Here is a 19,086-nt window from a genome sequence, read left to right on the forward strand (position 1 = left end):
GCGCCGCTCAGGACGGGCCGAGGATGAAGTTCCACGAGCCGGTCGCGACCGCGGCGGCGACGGCGATGCCGGAGATGAGCGCGCCGGCCGCGATCAGCGCCCACTCGCGCCCGCCCCACGGCGAGGTGCGCGCCCAGGTCCGCTCGACCGGAGCGCCGAACCCCCGTGCCTCCATCGAGGTGGCGAGCGTGGAGCCGCGCCGGATGGCGAGGACCACGAGCGCAAACGCCATGCCCAGCAGGCGCCGCGCCCGCCCGGTGTCGGCGACGCCGCGGGCGCGGCGCGCCACCTCGAGCTCGCGCCAGTCGTCGACGAGCAAGCCGATGAGGCGCATGCCGCCGAGCGCCCCCAGCACGAAGCGAGCCGGCAGCCGCACGCGCTGCGAGAGGGCGTCGGCGAGGTCGGTGGGATCGGCCGTCGCGAACAGCGCGATGCCCGGCAGGGCGATCGCGAGCACGCGGAAGACGGTGGCGACGGCGAGCGCGAGCGAGCCGTCGGTGATCCGCACGAACAGCCACTCCACGTACACGGTGCCCTCGGCCTGCCCGTACAGCGCGATCGTGACCCCCGCGAGCGGTGCCGCGATCCACACCGGCAGGGTGCGCATCCAGAACTGACGGCCCGTCAGGCCCGCCGCGAGAAGGAGCGGGATCTCCAGCGCGAGGGCCACGGCGGCCGAGACCGAGTCGATCGTGAAGACGAGCGGGAACGCGATGACGAGCGCGGCGGCGAGCTTGGCGGCCGGGTTGGCCGCCGCGATGGGGCCGCGCGGCGGCGGAACCGACGGGATCATCGCCCCGGCTCCGCGAGCGAGAGGCTCCGCGCGTGGAGGGCCTCGAGCACATCGGCGTCATGCGTGATCGCGACGATCCCCACCCCGGGCGCATCGCCCGCGCCGTCGCGCACCGCTGCGATGATCGCGACCAGTTCGGCCCACGTGCGCGCGTCCTGCCCGAACGTCGGCTCGTCGAGCACCATCACCCGCGGGCGCGTGGCGAGCATCGCGGCGACCGTGAGGCGCCGCTTCTCGCCCCCGGAGAGCGTGTGGGGGTTCGCCTCCGCCAGCGCCGACAGGCGCAGGCGCTCGAGCAGCTCCCCCACGCGCGCCGCGATCTCGGCCTCGGGCAGCCCGAGCGCCCGCGGCCCCACCTCGAGCTCCCGGCGCACCGTCGTGGCCAGCAGCTGGTGCTCGGGCGATTGCAGCACGGTGCCGATGCGGGTGAGCAGCTGCCGCGAGGTCCAGCGGATCGGCGCGGCTCCGGCATCGCCCGCCACGCCGGCGGACGCCCTCACCTCGCCCGCGGCGGGGGGCAGCAGACCCGCGAGGGTGCGGCCGAGCGTCGACTTGCCGGCGCCGTTGGGACCCACGATGCCGAGCACCTCGCCGGCACGCACCTCGACGTCGAGCGGGCCGGCCACGGCGCGGCCCCGTACGCGGGCGACCTCGAGCGCCCGCCCGGTGACCAGGGTCTCGCCCGGTGCGGATGCGGGGTGCGCGGGATGCCGGGGCGGGATGCCGGGCACCCAGACCCCGCGCTCGGCGAGCTGCGGTCCCCGGGCGCCGAGGACCTCGGCGGGCGGACCATCGGCGATCACCGCCGGCTCGTCGTCGCCGGCCCCGAGCACCACGATGCGATCGACGATCGGCAGCCACACGTCGACGCGGTGCTCGACGACGACGAGGGTCGCGCCCGTGCGGTTGAGCACGCGGCCCACGGCGTCGCGCACCTCGGCCACCCCGGCCGGGTCGAGGTTGGCGGTGGGTTCGTCGAGCAGCAGCAGCCCCGGCCGCATGGCCAGGGCGCCGGCGAGCGCGAGCCGCTGCTTCTGCCCGCCCGACAGCGCGGAGGTCGAGCGGTCGAGGGGAACGTCGAGGCCCACGAGGTCGAGGGCCTGCCGCACGCGCGGCCAGATCTCGTCGCGCGGCACGCCGAGGTTCTCGCAGCCGAACGCGACGTCGTCGCCCACGCGCGCCAGCACGGCCTGGGCGTCGGGGTCCTGCTGCACGAGGCCCACGCGCCCCCGGGCGGATGCGGGCTCGCGGCCGTCCACGCGCAGGGCGCCCTCATGCTCACCCTCGTCGTCGCCACCCAGCACCCCCGCGAGGGCGTGCAGCAACGTGGACTTGCCCGAGCCGCTCGCACCCAGCAGGAGCACGCGCTCACCCGGCTCGATGCGCAGGTCGAGCCGCCGTGCCGCCCAGCGCAGACGCGTCGCGTACCGCCAGCCCCAGCCGGCCGCCTCGACGGCGGCGGGGACCGTCGAGGCGGGCACCGGACCGGGCGTCGTCCCGCTCAGACGCGCTTCCCGGCGGCGCGGCCGGCGGCGAAGCGGTTCAGCGCCCCGGTCGCCGCAAGACCCCGCACGATCGCCCAGCCGCCGAGGCCGGCGATGACGAGCCCCGACACCGTCGTCGACGCGATGTACACCGTCGTGAACAGGGCGTCGGCGCCGGGGTACCAGTTGATCCGGTCGTTGATGCCACCGCCCAGGCCGGCCGCCGCACCCGCGAGGAGCGCGACGGGCAGGCGGAACGAGGCGTAGAGGAAGAGGGCGAAGATCAGCTCGGCGCCCAGGCCCTGCACGAGACCCGACACGATCGTGAGCGGGCCCCACTGGTTGCCGACGAGCGCCGAGATGACCGCCGCGAGCAGCTCCGTGTAGAGCGCGGCGCCGGGCTTGCGGATGACGAGACCGCCGATCACGCCGGCGATCAGCCACGGCCCGGCCATCAGACCGCCCAGGCCCGGCAGCAGCGCCCCGATGAGGTCGCCCGGCAGCTCGTAGCCGACGTTCCAGATCAGGAAGATCACCGAGCAGGCGACGCCGATGACGCTGGCGACGACGATGTCGACGACCCGCCACGTGAAGCGGCGGGACGGTGCGCCCGAGGTGGTTTCCGGCACGGACGTGGACGTGTTCATTCTGTCTACCTTCCTTCGCTGGCATGACCCAGATCAGGTTCGACGGTCGAAGCGTTGGCCGCTTCCTCTCAGCCCGGCTCACGGGCTCCCGTGGGATGTGTTGCGTCCACTGTAGATCTCCGGCGCCCGATGACAAAGCGCGCGGCGGCGAGGATCGACGTGGCTCCAAGGCGAGCCGGGGTAGCGTAGGCGGGTGGCAACCGACGACCTCCCCCGGGCGACCCCGGTCGGCGCCCGTCGTCCCGAGTCCGGGGCGGAGGATGCGCCCCCGCCCCCCTCGCGTCGCGCCCTGCGCCGTGCGCGCGAACGCGAGGCCGGCGCGCAGCGCGAGCTGATCGCCGCCCGCCAGGATCACGCGGCGGCCGTGCGCGGCATCGTGAGCGAGCGGGTGCGTCCGGCCGCGATGGTCGAGGCCCGCCCCCGCGCGGAGGCGTTCGAGCGCCCCACCCGCGGCGGATCGGTCGCACCGCCCGCCGACGCACCCGCCGCCGACGCACCCGCCCCCGAGGCGCCCGCCGCCGCGGAGGCCCCCGAGCCCCGGCGATCCCCCCTCGACGCTCCCCCCAGCGCGCCGACCCCGCTCGGCTGGGTCGATCCCGCCGCGGTCGCGGCCCGCACCTCCGACGGCACGTTCTCGACGGCGCCCCATCGCGTCGTCGCCGGCGACCTGCTGCCCGCCCGTCGCCGCGCGTCGGCGGCGCTGCTCGCCCCCGTCGCGACGGCCGGCGCCCTCGCCCTGGCCTACACGGCGACGTGCCTGCTCTGGCCGCTCGCCGCGGTGGCCCCCACCGTGACCGCCCGCGGCGTGCAGGTGGCGCCCGGGCCGGCGCTGTCGATCACCTGGCCCGCCGAGGGCACGGCGGCGATCGCCCCGCTCGGACTGCTCGACCAGACCGCCACCGACTCGGCCGACGTCATGTCGATGGCGAGCATCACCAAGCTCGCCACGGTGCTCATGATCCTGGAGCGCCTGCCGCTCGAGCCGGGCGAGCAGGGCCCGTCGTACACGTTCACGTGGGACGACTATCAGGACTACCTCTACAACTACCTCTGGACCGGGCAGTCCTCGCTCGACGTCCCCGTCGACGGATCGCTCACCGAGTACCAGATGCTCGAGGGCATCCTGCTCGGCTCCGCCAACAACTACGCCGATCGCATGATGCGCGAGGTGTGGGGATCGCAGGAGGCCTTCGCCGCGGATGCCGCCGCCTGGCTCGAGCGCAACGGGTTCACCGCCACGACGATCGTCGGCCCCAGCGGCATCGAGCGCGAGAACGTCTCCACCTCCGCCGAGGTGCTGCGCCTGAGCCAGCTCGCCCTCGAGCACCCGGTCATCGCCGAGATCGTCGCCAAGAAGGAGACGACGCTCCCCGGCAACGACGAGCCGGTGGCGAACTCCAACCCCCTCATCAACGACGAGGGCGTGGTCGGCGTCAAGACCGGCACATTCCTCGACTCGTACAACCTCGCCACGGCGAAGCAGGTCGACATCGGCGGCGAGACCGTCACCGTCGTCGCCTCGGTCATGGGCCAGCCCGACGCCGAGACGCGCGAGGCCGTGAGCCGCCAGCTCATCGCCGCCGCCGAGGCGTCGCTGCAGCCCACGACCGTGATCCCCGCCGACACCGTCGTGGCCTCGGTGCAGACCGAGTGGGGCGCGAGCGCCGACATCGTCACGGCCGACAGCGCCACGCTCTCGCTCTGGAACGGCGCCGTCGCGGCGACCGATCCGTCGGTGGACGACGTGCTCGGCAAGCTGCAGTCGGAGCAGGTGGGCACGCTCTCCGTCACCGGCTCGTTCGCCGAGGAGGAGATCGCGCTGGAGCTCACCGACGACATCGCGGCGCCGAGCCTGTGGTGGCGCCTCACGCACCCGCTGCAGCTGTTCGGCCTGCGCTGAGCCGCCCCGGTCGTCGAGCGGAGTCCGAAGCGCGAAGCCGCGACGACTGAGCGAGCGGAGCGAGCCGAAAACCGTCGCGACGGTTTCGACTCCGCGCCTGCGGCGCTCCGCTCAACCCGTCTCGGCTCGCTTCGCTCGCTCGACGACCCGTCGGGGTCAGACCTCGGCGACCGGCTGGGCCGACTGCTCCTCGATGTCGGCGTCGGCGTGCTCGAACTGGCTCTGGTACAGCCGCCAGTACGCGCCCTCGCGGGCGATCAGCTCGTCGTGCGTGCCCTGCTCGACGATGTCGCCGTGCTCCATCACGAGGATGAGATCCGCGTCGCGGATCGTCGAGAGCCGGTGCGCGATCACGAACGACGTGCGTCCCTCGCGCAGGGCCGCCATCGCCTTCTGCAGCAGCAGCTCGGTGCGGGTGTCGACGGAGCTCGTGGCCTCGTCGAGGATCAGCACCTGCGGCCGGCGCACGAACGCGCGCGCGATCGTGATGAGCTGGCGCTCGCCCGCCGACACGTTGGCCGCGTCCTCCTCGAGCACCGTGTCGTAGCCGTCGGGCAGCGAGTGCACGAACCGGTCCACGTAGGTCGCCTCGGCCGCGGCCTGGATCTCGTCGTCGCTCGCGCCCTCGTTGCCGTAGCGGATGTTGTCGCGGATCGTGCCCGCGAACAGCCACGGGTCCTGCAGCACCATGCCGGTGCGCGAGCGCAGGTCGCCGCGCGTCATCTCGCCCGTGTCCTGCCCGTCGAGCAGGATCGCGCCGCCGTCGAGCTCGTAGAACCGCATCAGCAGGTTCACGAGCGTGGTCTTGCCGGCGCCGGTCGGGCCCACGATCGCGACGGTGTGACCCGGCTCCACGCGGAACGACAGGTCGCGGATGAGCGGCTGGTCGGGCGCGTACGAGAAGGCCACGTTGCGGAACTCGATCACGCCGTCGCCGTCGGCGGGAGCGGTCGGCGCGTTCTCGGCGTCGGGCTCCTCCTCGTCCTCGTCGAGCAGCGCGAACACGCGCTCGGCCGAGGCCGTGCCCGACTGCACGACCGGCAGCATGCCGCCGAGCTCGGTGAGCGGCTGGGTGAACTGCTGCGAGTACTGCACGAAGGCCTGCACGTCGCCGATGCGGATCTGGCCGCTGGCGACCATGATGCCGCCGAGCACCGCGATGCCGGCGTACGTGAGGTACCCGACGAACTGCATCGACGGCATCATGATGCCCGAGAGGAACTGCGCCTTGAACGAGGCCTCGTACAGCTCCTCGTTCTCGACCTGGAACGCGTCGGAGACCGCCTTCTCGCGGCCGAACACCTTGACGAGCGCGTGACCCGAGAACGACTCCTCCACGCGCGAGTTGAGGCGGCCGACCTTCTTCCACTGCGTCTGGAACGCCTTCTGCGACTTCGGGCCGATCACGCCCATGATCACGCCGATGAGCGGCAGCGACACGAGGGCGACCAGGGCGAGCTGCCACGAGATGGAGAACATCATGCCCACGACGCCGATCACCATGAGCAGCGACGTGATGGCCCCCGAGAGCGACTGCTGCAGCGTCTGCGTCATGTTGTCGACGTCGTTGGTGACGCGGCTGATCAGCTCGCCGCGCTGCACGCGGTCGAAGTAGCGCAGCGGCAGGCGGTGGATCTTCGCCTCGATCTGCTCGCGCACCCGGAACATCGTGCGCACCATGACCACGTTGATGATGTAGCCCTGGATCCACTGCAGCAGCGCGCCCACCACGTAGACGGCGATCGCCCACATGATGACGGTGCGCAGCGCCTCGAAGTCGATGCCGCTGCCGGGCTGGAAGCTCTGCATGGCCGCGACCATGTTGGCGAAGTCCTGCTGGCCCGCGGCCTCGAGCGCCTCGACGACCTGCTGCTGCGTCATGCCGGCGAACTGATCGCCGATGAGCAGGCCCACCGCGCCCTCGAAGACGACGTTGGTCGCCTCGCCGAGGATCTTCGGACCCGCCACCGAGAGCACCACGCCGATGGCGCCGAGCAGGGTCGCGAAGCCGAACACCCAGGCGTACGGCCGCAGCAGCCCGATGAACCGCAGGAAGCTGGGCCAGAAGTTCTGGGGCTTGCCGCCCAGCGCGCCGGGCTCGAACCCGCCCGAGGCGATCATGGCCTCCTGCGCCTGGAGCTCCTCCTCGCGCGAGTCGATCTGCACGTCGCTCACGACGCCACTCCCATCTGCGACTCGACGATCTCGCGATACGTCTGGCTGGTCTCGAGCAGTTCCTCGTGCGTGCCGAGGCCGACCATGCGGCCGTCCTCGAGCACGACGATGCGGTCGGCATCGGTGATCGTGGACACGCGCTGGGCGACGACGATCTTGGTCACCTCGGGCAGCTCGCGCCACAGCGCCTGGCGCAGCCGGGCGTCGGTGGTCAGGTCGAGCGCCGAGAACGAGTCGTCGAAGACGAGGATGTCGGGCTGGTGCACGATCGCCCGCGCGATCGCCAGGCGCTGGCGCTGGCCGCCCGACACGTTGGTGCCGCCCTGCGAGATCGGGCTGTCGAGCTGCTCGGGCTTCTCGCGCACGAAGTCGGCCGCCTGCGCGATCTCGAGCGCCCGCCACAGCTCCTCGTCGGTGGCGTCCTCGCGACCGAACCGCAGGTTCGAGGCGATCGTGCCGCTGAACAGGAACGGGCGCTGCGGCACGAGGCCGATGCCGCGCCACAGCACGTCGAGATCGGCCTGGCGCACGTCGACGCCCTGCACGCGCACCGTGCCGGCCGTGGCGTCGAACAGGCGCGGGATGAGCGAGACGAGCGTGGTCTTGCCGGCGCCCGTCGAGCCGATGATCGCCACGGTCTCGCCCGGCTCCGCCCGGAACGAGATGCCGGTGAGCACGGGCTGGTCGGCGCCGGGGTAGGTGAAGCCCACGCCGTCGAACTCCACCGAGCCGGGCCGCGGCATCTCGCGCACGGGATCGGCGGGCCGCGTGAGCGTGCTCTGGCTCTCGAGCACCTCGCCGATGCGGTCGGCCGACACGGCCGCGCGCGGGATCATGATCGCCATGAAGCTGGCCATCATGACGCCGCCGAGGATCTGGCCGACGTACTGCATGAAGGCGAAGATCGTGCCGATCTGGGTGTCGCCGGTGTTCACCTCGAACGCACCGAACCACACCACGGCGACGACCGTGACGTTGAGCACCAGCATGACGAGCGGGAACATCAGCACGAACAGCGAGCCGACCTTGCGGCCGACGACCATGATGTCGAGGTTGGCGAGCCGGAAGCGCTCCTCCTCGATCGCCTCGCGCACGAAGGCCCGCACGACGCGCACGCCGGTGAGCTGCTCGCGCATGACGCGGTTGACCGCGTCGAGCTTGCCCTGGTAGCTGCGGAACAGCGGCACCATGCGGCCGATCACGAGACCGGCGAGGATGAGCAGCACGGGGATCGAGACGCCGAGGATCCAGCTGAGCCCCACGTCCTGGCGCAGCGCCATGATGATGCCGCCGATGGCCATCATGGGCGCCATGACGAGCATGGTGGCGCCCATCATCGCCAGCATCTGCACCTGCTGCGCGTCGTTCGTGTTGCGGGTGATGAGCGAGCCGGCGCCGAAGTGCGACACCTCGCGCTCGCTGAAGCCGCTCACGCGCTCGAAGACGTCGCGGCGCACGTCGCGACCCATGCCCATGGCGGCGCGCGCGGCGCAGAAGGTGGCGAGGATGCCGGCGACGATCTGGCCGAGCGCGACCAGCAGCATGAGCAGGCCGGTGCGGATGATGTAGCCCACGTCGCCGGTGGCGACGCCCTGGTCGATGATGGCGGCGTTGAGCGTGGGGAGGTACAGCGCGGCGAGCGCCGAGGCGAGCTGGAACACCAGCACGCCCACGAGCATGAGGCGGTAGCGCGTGAGATAGCGGACGAGGAGCTTTCCGAGCACGGGATCTCCGGATCAGACGGTGGGAGGCGCACCCGACGGGGCACCGTCCGATGCTGTCACGGACCGCCGACATTCGTACAGGGAGGAAACCCCCCCGTCCGCTCAGGGCGGAACCATTCGCCGGAATGCGCCGGTCAGCGCGATATTCCGGCGAACGGCTCAGGCGATGCCGACCTCCTCGGCGATCGCGGCGAGCGAGCCGATCGGATCGTCGCCGAGCGCCTGCACCGACACGTGGTCGGCGCCCGCGTCGAGGTGCGCGCGCAGGCCCGCCGCGGCGTCGGCCGGGGTCGGGTTCGCGGCGACGAGGTCGATGAGCGCGTCGCTGCCGCCGTTGTCGATCTCGGCCGGGTCCACGCCGAAGCGGACGAGCGCACCCGTGTAGTTCGACAGGCCGAAGTAGCGCTTGAGGTAGCGGCGGGCGACCTCGCGGGCGGCGTCGCGGTCCATCCCGACGGCTACCTTGAGCTCCGGGGCGAGCAGCGCATCGCCGAGGATCGTGCGCGCGTGCGCCGTGTGGGCGGGAACGGTGAGGTACGGGTGGGCGCCGAGCGTGCGGTCGGCGGCGAGCGCGAGCGTCTTGTCGCCGAGCGCCGCCAGGAGCAGCTGATCCTTCCGCAGCCCCTCGGCCTCGAGCACGTCGAGGTACGCGCGCAACGAGGCCAGCGGCCGCACGCGCTCCGGCGTCGCCTCGCGGTGGCCCGAGCCGATCCCCAGCACGAAGCGCCCCGGATGACGCGCCTCGATGCGGTGGAAGGACGCGGCGACCTCGGTCGCGACCTCCTTCCAGATGTTGACGATGCCGGTGGCCACGACGATCCGCTCCGTCGCGTCGAGCGCCCGCTCGACGACGGTGAGATCGCCGCTCGGCGAGCCGCCGATCCAGAGCGTGCCGTAGCCGAGGCGCTCCACCTCCGCGGCGAAGCGCTCGTCGACACCCGATTCCCAGCGCCAGGCGCCGTAGGTTCCGAAGTCCGTGATGCTCGTCATCGTTCCTCTCCTTCGTCGGTCCACAGCGGCACGGGCGCCCGGTGCGCGAACGCCTCGTCGATCATGTCGTCGACAACCCCCTCGAGGGTGGCGGGATTCCATCGGGGGGAACGATCCTTGTCCACCACCTGCGCGCGGATCCCCTCCGCCATGTCGGGCTGGGTGCGCACGAACCACGACACGAGCCCGTACTCCTGCGCGAGGGCGGCGCGCAGGTCGGGCAGCTCGCGGGCGCGCCGCACCGCGCGCAGGGTCACCGCGAGGGCGAGCGGCGCGCGCTGCACGAGCTCGGCGTGCACCGCCGACGGGGTGATCTCGCCGTCGGTCTCGGGCATCGCGCGCAGCCGCTCGAGGATCTCGGCCACGGTCTCGCCCGCGAACGCCTCGTCGATCCAGGGGCGCGCCCGCTCGATCGGCCCCGGCTCCATCGTCTCGTCGAACAGCAGCACGAGCTCGTTCGGCGTGGCGGGATCGGCCCGCGTCTCGAGCGCGTGGGCGAGGTCCGGCAGGTGGGCGGCGGGGACGGCATGGTCGGCGAGCCCGCAGAGGATCGCGTCGGCGGCGCCCATCGTCCAGCCCGTGAGCGCCAGGAACTCCCCCAGCCGGCCGGGAGCGCGTCCGAGCAGCCACGTGCCGCCGACGTCGGGGGTGAAGCCGATCCGCGTCTCGGGCATCGCCAGCCGCGAGCGCTCGGTGACCACGCGGACGCTGCCGTGCGCGGAGATGCCGATGCCGCCGCCCATCGTCACGCCGTCCATGAACGCCACGAACGGCCGCGGGTACTCGTCGATCGTGGCGTTGAGGAGGTACTCGCCGCGGAAGAACTCCTCCACCGCGTCGAATCGGCCGGCCACGATGTGCTCGCGCAGCAGGCGCACGTCGCCGCCGGCGCACAGCCCGCGATCGCCCACGCCGTCGAGCAGCACGAGGTGCACATCGGCGTCGTCGCGCCACGCGTCGAGCGCCGCCAGCATCGAGCGGACCATGTCGATGTCGACCGCGTTGATCGCCTCGGGCCGGTTCAGGGTGAGGCGGCCGACGCCGTTCCGCCTGGCTCGGAGCACGCGATCGGAGGTCACGTGCACACGTTACCCGGCGCGCCCGGGGCGCGTTCCTGCGTGCGGGATCAGGCGTTCCCGCGCCGTTTCCGACAAGATGGATGCGAATGCATCATGACGAGGGGGGCCGGATGGCCGACGGTAAAGTGCTCGAGTTCAACGGGGTGACGAAGATCTTCGGTGACGTCGCCGCCGTCTCAGACCTCAGCGCACGCATCGAGCCGGGCTCGGTGACGGCTTTCCTCGGGCCGAACGGTGCCGGCAAGACCACGACGCTGCGCATCCTGCTGGGGCAGCTGAAGCCCACCAGCGGCCAGGCCACGATCGGCGGCGTGCCGTTCGCGAAGATCGCCTCGCCGGCCCGCGTGGTCGGCGCCGTCGGCGAGAACGGCGCGTCGTTCAAGCCGCGCCGCACCGCGGTCAAGCACCTGACGTCGGTGGCCCGCCACAACGGCATCGCCACCTCGCGCGTGCGCGAAGTGCTCGACCTGGTCGGCCTGGCCGACGTGGCCGACATGCGCATCGGCGGCTACTCGCTCGGCATGCGCCAGCGCCTCAGCGTGGCGCAGGCTCTGCTCGGCGACCCGGGCGTGCTCGTGTTCGACGAGCCGGCGAACGGGCTCGACCCCGAGGGCATCCGCTGGATGCGCCTGCTCATGCGCAGCCTGGCCGACGAGGGCCGCACGGTGCTGATGTCGTCGCACCTGCTGCCCGAGGTCGAGCAGATCGCCGACAAGATCCTCATCATGTCGAACGGCAATCTCGTCTTCGACGGCGGGATCGAGGTGCTCGCCGACGTGCAGGGCCCGGTCGTGGCCGTGGACTCACCCGACCGCGAGGCGCTCACGCGCCTGCTGCGCGAGAACGGCCTCGAGTTCGAGGTGCTGCGCTCGGGCGTGAACGTGCACGGCTCGTCGGCCGAGGCGATCGGCACGCTCGCCGCCGCCTCCGGCGTGGCGCTGTCGACCCTGCATCAGCGCGGGCCGTCGCTCGAGGACGTCTTCCTCGATCTCGTCAGCGGCCGCCGCACGCAGCAGACGGCCGCGATCGATGTGTCCGCCGACGTGACCCCCGTCCCGGCCGAGCGTGCCCCCGAGCCCACGGGCGACCCGGACGCCGAGGTCGACCTGTCGGCCGCCGCCGGTACCGGCGCGGTGGCGGGCCTGGCGGGTGCCGCCGTCGTGGCGGCCGCCGCCGACGCGACCGACGACATCGAGCCGCTTCCCGGCGCCGACGCCGCGAGCGTCGTGAACTACCCCGCCGCGGCCGACGCGGAGGACGAGGACGGCGAGGCCGAGGACGAGGCCGACGGCGAGGCCGAGGACGAGGCCGACGGCGAGGAGCGCGCGGCCGACGAGGAGCAGGCGACCGAGGCCGAGGCCGAGCTGCCCGCCGGCTACAGCTTCGCCGACGCGCTCGCGGAGGCCGAGGCCGCGGAGCCCGCCGCCGAGCCCGCCGCCGAGGAGAATCCCACCGAGGAGACTCCCACCGAGGAGACTCCCACCGAGGAGACTCCCGCCGAGGAGACCCCGGCCGAGGCTCCCGCCGAGCCCATCGCCGAGCAGCCCGCGGCCGAGCGGGCCTCGGACGACGATCTCGGGGCGAGCCCGTGGGCCGTCGGGCCGAGCTTCGCCGATCGGCTGGGCGGCGCCGCCGAGGCCCCGGCCGGCGACGAGCCGTTCGAGGCCGAGGCCGTGCCGAGCCACCTGCTCGAGACGCAGGCGATGGACCTGATCGACGCCGAGCCCGCCGCCGAGGCCGCCCGCGACGACGCCGCGGAGCCCGAGGGCGAGCACGCGCGGCCCGAGGGCGAGGACGCCCGCCCCGAGGGCGACGCCCGCGACGAGGCCATCAGCACGGCGCCGGAGGGCGAGGAGCCCGAGCCGACGACGCAGGAGATCGCGTTCACGTCGTTCGTGGAGTCATTCGAGGGCGAGCCGGATCACACCGGCGAGGTCGAGGTCATCGAGGGCGAGATCGTCGAGGAGCAGGACGCGCCGCACGACGCCCCGGCCGAGGAGGGCGCGGCGCCCTCCGGCGACGACGAGCGCCGCGACTACTGACCCGCGGCGCCGGCGAGGTCGTCGGGCACCTCATCGAGGCGCAGCGCCTTCGCGAGGGCGACCCCGTGCCGCGTCGTGATGATGACGCGCGAGTACTCCTCGCCGTCCTCCAGCTCGATCACGACGCCGTCGCGCTTGCGCTCCCGCACCGCCACGAAGTCCTTGCCCGTCGAGGCGCGCCACGTGCCGATCGCGACGATCCCCGGCAGGAACGTGCCGGGGGCCCGCACGCCGCGGATCCACGTCCACGGGTCGTCGGTCAGCTGCACGCGGCGGATCGCCGACCGCTCGATCGTCAGCCCGTGCTTGCGGAGGGCGAGCGCTCGCTCGATCGGAGACAGCACGATCTCGAGCTGAGTCTGATCAAGGAGCAGCGTGACCATGACCCCATCCTGTCACCCTCGTCGCGGTCCCGCACCCGGCGTCCACCGCGGCCGGGGCGGCCTCCGCGGCGCCGCCGAGCCGCCACGGTGAGAGACTGAAGCGGTGACCCTGATCGATCCGGTTCCCGCCGTCGCGCCGGCGCTGGAGCGCGCCGCCCGGGGCGAGCGACTCGACGTCGACGACGCGCTCGCGCTGCTGTCGACCGAGGGCGCGGAGGCCGCGCGCGTGCGCGAGCTGGCCGCCCGCATGCGCGACGAGGGACTCGCGGCCGCCGGCCGTCCCGGCGTCATCACGTACTCGCGCAAGGTGTTCATCCCGCTCACCACGCTGTGCCGGGATCGCTGCCACTACTGCGTGTTCGTCGACACCCCGGGCCAGCTGCTCAAGAAGCACAAGCCCACGTACATGTCGGAGGAGCAGGTGCTCGCCGTCGCGCGCCGCGGCGCCGCGATGGGCTGCAAGGAGGCGCTGCTCACCCTCGGCGACCGCCCCGAGGACCGCTGGCCGGAGGCGCGGGCGTGGCTCGACGAGCACGGCTACGCGTCGACGCTCGAGTACGTCGGTGCCATGGCCCGCCTCATCACGGCCGAGACGGGCCTGCTCGCGCACCTGAACCCCGGCGTCATGTCGCCGGCCGAGCTCGAGATGCTCCGGCCCACCGCCCCGTCGATGGGCGTCATGCTCGAGACCACCTCGCGCCGCGTGTTCGAGGAGCCGGGCCAGGTGCACTACGGATCGCCCGACAAGGATCCCGCGGTGCGCCTGAAGCTCCTCGCCAACGCCGGCGAGGCGAGGATCCCGTTCACGACCGGCATCCTCATCGGGATCGGCGAGACCCTCCGCGATCGCGCGGAGTCGATGATCGCCCTGCGCGATGCCGCCGAGCGCGGCGGGCATATCCAGGAGATCATCGTCCAGAACTTCCGCGCCAAGCCCCGCACGGCCGCCGCCGGCGCCCCGGATGCGTCGCTGCGCGAGTACGTGGCCGCCGTGGCCGTGACGCGCCTCGTGATGGGGCCGCGGATGCGCGTGCAGGTGCCGCCCAACCTGTCGGATCCGACGGAGTTCGGCCTGCTCGTCGAGGCGGGCATCGACGACTGGGGTGGCGTCTCGCCGCTCACGGCCGATCACGTCAATCCCGAGCGCCCGTGGCCGCACCTCGACGACCTCGCCGCGGCGACGGCGGCGCTCGGCTTCACGCTGCGCGAGCGCCTCACGGCACATCCGGAGTACGTACGCGATCCGGAATGGATCGATCCCGCGCTGCGCCCGGCGGTCCTCGCCCTCGCCGGTGCGGACGGTCTGGCGGTGGAGGGGCTGCGCCCCCAGGGCTCGTCGACCGACGCGAGTGACGCGAACGCAGCCGAGACGGGTCGAGAGGAGGCGCGCCGAGGTCACGACGCCGCGCCGGTCATCACCTCCGGCTCCACCGGCCTGATCGCCGCGGTGATCGATCGCGCCGCGCAGGATCCGTCGTCGCTCGACGACGCCGAGTGGGAGCGGCTGCTGCTCGCGACGGGCGACGACCTCGAGGCGCTCGTCCACACGGCCGACGACGTGCGCCGCTACACCGTCGGCGAGGCCATCAGCATCGTGGCCAACCGCAACGTCTCCTCGTCGGCGTTCCGCTCGGCGGGCGGCGGCGCGGCGACCGTGCGCGCCGCGGGCCTGCAGCAGGACGGCGAGGCGTACGACCTCGCGCAGCTGGCCGACGCCGTGCGCGACGCGTGGGACCTCGGCCTGAGCGAGCTGTGCGTGCAGGGCCCGATCGATCCCGCCGAGTCGCCCGAGGCCTACCTCGACATCGCCCGCGCGGTGAAGCATGCCGCGCCCGGCATGCACCTGCACGCGTACCGCCCGCAGGACGTCGTGGACCTCGCCGACCGCTCCGGTCTCGGCCTGGCCGGGGCGCTCACCGCGCTGCGCGAGGCGGGCGTCGACTCCGTGCCGGGCACGGGGATCAAGCTCGCGAGCGAGCGGGTCCGGGGCCTCCTCGCGCCCGGCGACCTGGAGATCGATCGCTGGATCGAGGCGATCACGGCCGCGCACGAGGCGGGCTTCTCGTCGACGTCGGTGATGTTCTACGGGCACGTCGAGACGGCGGGCGAGCGGATCGCGCACCTGCGCACGCTGCTGGGCATCCAGGCGCGCACGGGTGGCTTCGCGGAGTTCGTGCCCATCCCGCTGCCCGGCCCGGCCGGCGGCGTCGGCCTGCTGGCCGATCGCTCACCCGTCGACGAGCACCGCGCGATGGTCGCGGTCTCGCGCCTCATGCTCGGCGAGACGATCCGCCACATCCAGATCCCGTGGACGCGCCACGATCGCGCCACGACGGCCGAGCTGCTGCGCAGCGGCGGCGACGACCTGGGCGGCACGCTGCTCGACGGCCGCGTGCTGCCGCGCGCGGGCATCGAGGCCGGGCAGGAGCTGCCGCTGGCCGAGGCCCGCCGCCTCGCGCAGCGCCTGTTCCGCCCGCTGCGCCTGCGCACCACGACGTACGGCGAACCCACGGCCGAGCGCAAGGCCGCCGCGGAGGCCGGTGCGGCGGGCTCGGCGGCCGCGCGAGGCGGGTCGGCGCCGTGACGACGGTCATCGTCGGCGCCGGTTTCGCCGGGATCGCCGCCGCGATCGCGCTGGCCCGGCGCGGGATCGACGACGTCGTGATCCTCGAGCGCGCCGACGCCGTCGGCGGCACGTGGCGCGACAACACGTATCCCGGCGTCGCGTGCGATGTGCCGTCGCACCTGTACGGCCTGGAGACGCACCCGTGGCCGGCGTGGTCGCGCGCCTTCGCCCCCGGCGACGAGATCCGCGCGTATCTCGAGCACGTCGTGCGGACCGAGGGGCTGGAGGATCGGCTCCGCCTGGGCACCGCGCTCACCGGCGCGCGCTGGGACGGCGGCGCGTGGCGCGTGCGCACCTCGGCCGACGAGGAGCTGGTCGCCGACCACCTGATCCTCGCGTGCGGCCGGCTCACCGATCCGAAGATCCCGTCGATCCCGGGCCTGGAGTCATTCCCCGGCCCCCTGTTCCACTCGGCGCGCTGGCGCCACGACGTCCCCGTCGCCGGGCGGCGGGTCGCCGTCGCCGGCACGGGCGCGAGCGCCGTGCAACTCGTGCCCGAGCTCGTGCGCCGCGGCGCCGAGGTCGTGCTGCTGCAGCGCACGCCCGCGTGGATCGTGCCGCGCGGCGATCGCCCGCACACCGAGGCCGAGATCGCGCACTGGCGCGACGATCCCGCGGCGCTGCGGGCCCTGCGCGACGAGCTCTACACCGAGGGCGAGGCGCGCTTCGCGTCGCGCTCGGGCGACCCGATCGCCGCCGCCGAGGCGCGCGCCCTCGCGCAGGCCCACCTCGAGGCGCAGGTGCCCGATCCGCGGCTGCGTGCCGCCCTCACGCCCGACTACGCGTTCGGCTGCCGGCGGGTGCTGCTGAGCGACGACTTCTACCCCGCCATCGCGTCCGGCGCGGCGCGGCTCGTGCCGAGCGCCCTCGCGGAGGTCGATGGCGACACGCTCGTAGCCGCCGACGGCACGCGGCACGAGGCGGATGTGCTCGTGCTCGCCACCGGGTTCGAGGCGGCGCGCCAGCCGTACGCGCGGCTGGTGACCGGCGAGCACGGCACCACGCTCGACGCGCACTGGTCGGGCGGCTACACGGCGGCCGCGTCGACGCTCGTGCCCGGGTTCCCGAACCTCTTCGTGCTCGGCGGCCCCAACGCGGCGCTGGGACACAACTCCGCCGTGCTCATCCTCGAGGCCCAGGCGGCGTTCGCGGCCGAGCTCGTCGCCGCCGGCCGCCCGATCCGCGTCACGCCGGAGCAGGAGGCCCGCTCCACCGCCGAGGTCGATGCGCTCGCGGCCGGCACCCCGTGGCTCACCGGCGGCTGCCACAGCTGGTACGTCGACGAGCGCAGCGGCCGCCTCACGCTGCTCTGGCCCGGCACGGTCGCCGCCTTCCGCGAGCGCCTCGATCGCCTCAAGAACGCCCTCATCCCCGTCACCGCAGACCAAGGAGCATCATGACCGTTCCCCTCCGCTTCGGCTACAAGGCCTCCTCCGAGCAGTTCGGGCCGCGCGAGCTGCTCGACTACGCGGTGCTCGCCGAGGAAGTCGGCTTCGACTCGGTCTTCCTCAGCGACCACCTCCAGCCGTGGATGCACGAGGGCGGGCACGCGCCCGCGACGCTGCCGTGGCTCGGATCGGTCGGCGAGCGCACGTCGCGCGTGCTGCTGGGTACGTCGGTGCTCACGCCAACGTTCCGCTACCACCCGGGCGTCATCGCGCAGGCCTTCGGCACGCTCGGCGCCATGTACCCCGGTCGCATGATCCTCGGCGTCGGCACGGGCGAGGCCCTCAACGAGGTCACGCTCGGCCTGCAGTGGCCCGAGCCGCCCGAGCGCTTCCAGCGCATGAAGGAGTCGATCATCCTCATGCGCAAGCTGTGGGAGGAGGATCGCGTCACCTACGAGGGCGACTACTACGCGGTCCACAACGCCACCATCTACGACAAGCCGGCCCAGCCGATCCCCGTGTACATCGGCGCCTCCGGCCCGGCCGCCACGCGCCTGGCGGGCCGCATCGGCGACGGCTGGATCACGACGAGCGGCAAGGACCCGGCGCTCTACAGCGACAAGCTCATCCCCGCGTTCGAGGAGGGCCTCGACAAGGGCGGGCGCAGCCGCGACGACGTCGACACGATGATCGAGGTCAAGGTCTCATTCCGCCACGATCGCGAGAAGGCCCTCGAGAACACGCGCTTCTGGGCGCCGCTCGCCCTCACCCCGGATGAGAAGACCGGCGTGCACGACCCGATGGAGATGCAGCGCCTCGCCGAGGAGCTTCCGATCGAGCGCGCCGCCTCGCGCTTCATCGTGAGCGACGACGTCGAGGAGCACATCGCGGCGATCGAGCAGTACCTGTCGCTCGGCTTCCGTCACCTCGTCTTCCACGACCCCGGCCACGACCAGGAGGCCTTCCTGCGCCTGTACGGCGAGGAGGTGCTGCCGCGCCTGCGCGAGCGGCACGGGGCGTGAGCGGCCGCGGTCGCCGAGCGGAGGCCGCGCAGCGGCCGGAGCCGAGGTCCTGGAGCGTCGTCATCCCGGTCAAGCCGGCGGCGATCGGCAAATCCCGCCTCGCGGTGCCGGGCGTCGATCGCGAGGCCCTCGCCCGCGCGATCGCCCTCGACACGATCGCCGCCGCCTCGCGCGCGCGCCTCGTGGCCGAGGTCGTGGTGGTGACCAACGACGCCGACGTGCGGGCGGCGATCGCCCGCGCCGGTGGTTTCGACTCCGCGCTTCGCGCTCCGCTCAACCCGTCTCCATTCCGCGCTTCGCGCTCCCGTCGACGAGCCGTGGGGGATCAGGCGTCGTCGAGCGAGCACGGCGAGCCGCGACAGGCGACGGCCGCGACGGTCCGGGCGGTGGCCGACCCGGGGACGGGGCTCAATGCCGCGATCGCGGCGGGGCTCGCGGCCGCCACCGGCCCCGCCCGCGCGGCGCTGCTCGGCGACCTGCCGGCGCTGCGGCCCGGCGACCTCGACGACGCCCTGCGGCGGGCGACGGGCCCCGCGGCGGTGGCCGACGCGGACGGCACCGGCACGACCCTGTTCGCGCACGCCGAGGCCGATCTGCTGGCGTTCGGCGCCGACTCGTACGCGCGCCACCTCGCGGCCGGGGCCGTGGCGCTCGACGTGGACCCCGCCAGCACCCTGCGGCACGACGTCGACACGGCCGCGCAGCTCGACGCCGCCCGCGCCCTCGGCCTGGGCCCTCGCACGGCGGCGCTGCTGCCGTAGCGGCCGGAATCCCGCGGGGAATACGGTAGGCCCAGCGGGACGGCGATCCGATCGGATCGCGCCGCCTTGATC

General features: G+C 73.5%; 14 protein-coding genes and 1 riboswitch. Of the genes, 6 read left to right on the forward strand and 8 right to left on the reverse strand.

Going from position 1 to position 19,086, the window contains the following annotated elements; genetic code table 11:
• Positions 1-7: 7 nt before the first annotated feature.
• From E3O41_RS12475 to E3O41_RS14460, 3 genes are all read right to left on the reverse strand, one after another.
• Positions 8-793 carry an energy-coupling factor transporter transmembrane component T family protein gene (locus E3O41_RS12475; RefSeq protein ID WP_067025243.1) on the reverse strand — a complete coding sequence of 262 codons (786 nt, stop codon included), beginning with the start codon at positions 791-793 and terminating at the stop codon, positions 8-10.
• The gene (locus tag E3O41_RS12480; protein ID WP_135012512.1) at positions 790-2,274 is read right to left on the reverse strand and encodes an ABC transporter ATP-binding protein; all 1,485 of its coding nucleotides are present in this window, start codon (positions 2,272-2,274) and stop codon (positions 790-792) included. Before E3O41_RS12480 ends, E3O41_RS12475 begins: the two co-directional genes overlap by 4 nt.
• A gap of 20 nt (positions 2,275-2,294) precedes the next feature.
• Positions 2,295-2,924, reverse strand: coding sequence for an ECF transporter S component (locus E3O41_RS14460; protein ID WP_067025246.1), 630 nt, complete (start codon positions 2,922-2,924; stop codon positions 2,295-2,297).
• Positions 2,918-3,026, reverse strand: a riboswitch (TPP riboswitch). Its footprint overlaps the gene before it by 7 nt.
• A gap of 91 nt (positions 3,027-3,117) precedes the next feature.
• Here E3O41_RS14460 and E3O41_RS12490 point away from each other — a divergent pair.
• A complete protein-coding gene (locus tag E3O41_RS12490; RefSeq protein WP_135012514.1) occupies positions 3,118-4,824 on the forward strand; it encodes a D-alanyl-D-alanine carboxypeptidase in 1,707 nt (568 codons plus the stop codon).
• 156 nt (positions 4,825-4,980) lie between these two features.
• On the opposite strand, the gene E3O41_RS12495 is transcribed toward E3O41_RS12490, so the two are convergent.
• The 4 genes from E3O41_RS12495 to E3O41_RS12510 form a co-directional block, all read right to left on the reverse strand.
• Positions 4,981-6,945 (reverse strand): ABC transporter ATP-binding protein, encoded by a 1,965-nt coding sequence (locus tag E3O41_RS12495; RefSeq protein ID WP_135012706.1) that lies wholly within the window; start codon positions 6,943-6,945, stop codon positions 4,981-4,983.
• Between the two features lie 50 nt (positions 6,946-6,995).
• Positions 6,996-8,723 (reverse strand): ABC transporter ATP-binding protein, encoded by a 1,728-nt coding sequence (locus E3O41_RS12500; RefSeq protein WP_067025249.1) that lies wholly within the window; start codon positions 8,721-8,723, stop codon positions 6,996-6,998.
• Between the two features lie 159 nt (positions 8,724-8,882).
• Entirely contained in the window at positions 8,883-9,713 is an 831-nt protein-coding gene (locus E3O41_RS12505; RefSeq protein ID WP_067025252.1) for a TIGR03620 family F420-dependent LLM class oxidoreductase, read from the reverse strand.
• Entirely contained in the window at positions 9,710-10,792 is a 1,083-nt protein-coding gene (locus E3O41_RS12510; RefSeq protein ID WP_240482312.1) for an enoyl-CoA hydratase/isomerase family protein, read from the reverse strand. The genes E3O41_RS12505 and E3O41_RS12510 overlap by 4 nt, the downstream gene beginning before the upstream one ends.
• 110 nt (positions 10,793-10,902) lie before the next feature.
• Between E3O41_RS12510 and E3O41_RS14340 the strand changes: the two genes are divergently transcribed.
• A complete protein-coding gene (locus tag E3O41_RS14340; RefSeq protein WP_218939247.1) occupies positions 10,903-12,834 on the forward strand; it encodes an ABC transporter ATP-binding protein in 1,932 nt (643 codons plus the stop codon).
• Here E3O41_RS14340 and E3O41_RS12520 read toward each other — a convergent pair.
• The gene (locus tag E3O41_RS12520; protein ID WP_067025261.1) at positions 12,828-13,217 is read right to left on the reverse strand and encodes a hypothetical protein; all 390 of its coding nucleotides are present in this window, start codon (positions 13,215-13,217) and stop codon (positions 12,828-12,830) included. The two genes, E3O41_RS14340 and E3O41_RS12520, sit on opposite strands and share 7 nt — an antisense overlap.
• A 103-nt stretch (positions 13,218-13,320) precedes the next feature.
• Here E3O41_RS12520 and cofG point away from each other — a divergent pair, with 103 nt between their 5' ends.
• The 4 genes from cofG to E3O41_RS12540 are packed head-to-tail and all read left to right on the forward strand — an operon-like array spanning position 13,321 to position 19,014.
• A complete protein-coding gene (gene cofG / locus E3O41_RS12525; protein ID WP_067025265.1) occupies positions 13,321-15,801 on the forward strand; it encodes a 7,8-didemethyl-8-hydroxy-5-deazariboflavin synthase CofG in 2,481 nt (826 codons plus the stop codon).
• Positions 15,798-17,243: a flavin-containing monooxygenase gene (locus E3O41_RS12530; protein WP_067025268.1), complete on the forward strand. Its 1,446-nt coding sequence runs from the start codon at positions 15,798-15,800 to the stop codon at positions 17,241-17,243. Before cofG ends, E3O41_RS12530 begins: the two co-directional genes overlap by 4 nt.
• Entirely contained in the window at positions 17,240-18,253 is a 1,014-nt protein-coding gene (gene fgd / locus E3O41_RS12535) for a glucose-6-phosphate dehydrogenase (coenzyme-F420) (protein WP_135012517.1), read from the forward strand. The genes E3O41_RS12530 and fgd overlap by 4 nt, the downstream gene beginning before the upstream one ends.
• Positions 18,250-19,014 (forward strand): glycosyltransferase family protein, encoded by a 765-nt coding sequence (locus E3O41_RS12540; RefSeq protein ID WP_067025274.1) that lies wholly within the window; start codon positions 18,250-18,252, stop codon positions 19,012-19,014. The genes fgd and E3O41_RS12540 overlap by 4 nt, the downstream gene beginning before the upstream one ends.
• The last annotated feature ends 72 nt before the right edge of the window (positions 19,015-19,086 follow it).

Origin of the sequence: Microbacterium sediminis (assembly GCF_004564075.1) — a bacterium.
GTDB classification, from domain to species: domain Bacteria; phylum Actinomycetota; class Actinomycetes; order Actinomycetales; family Microbacteriaceae; genus Microbacterium; species Microbacterium sediminis.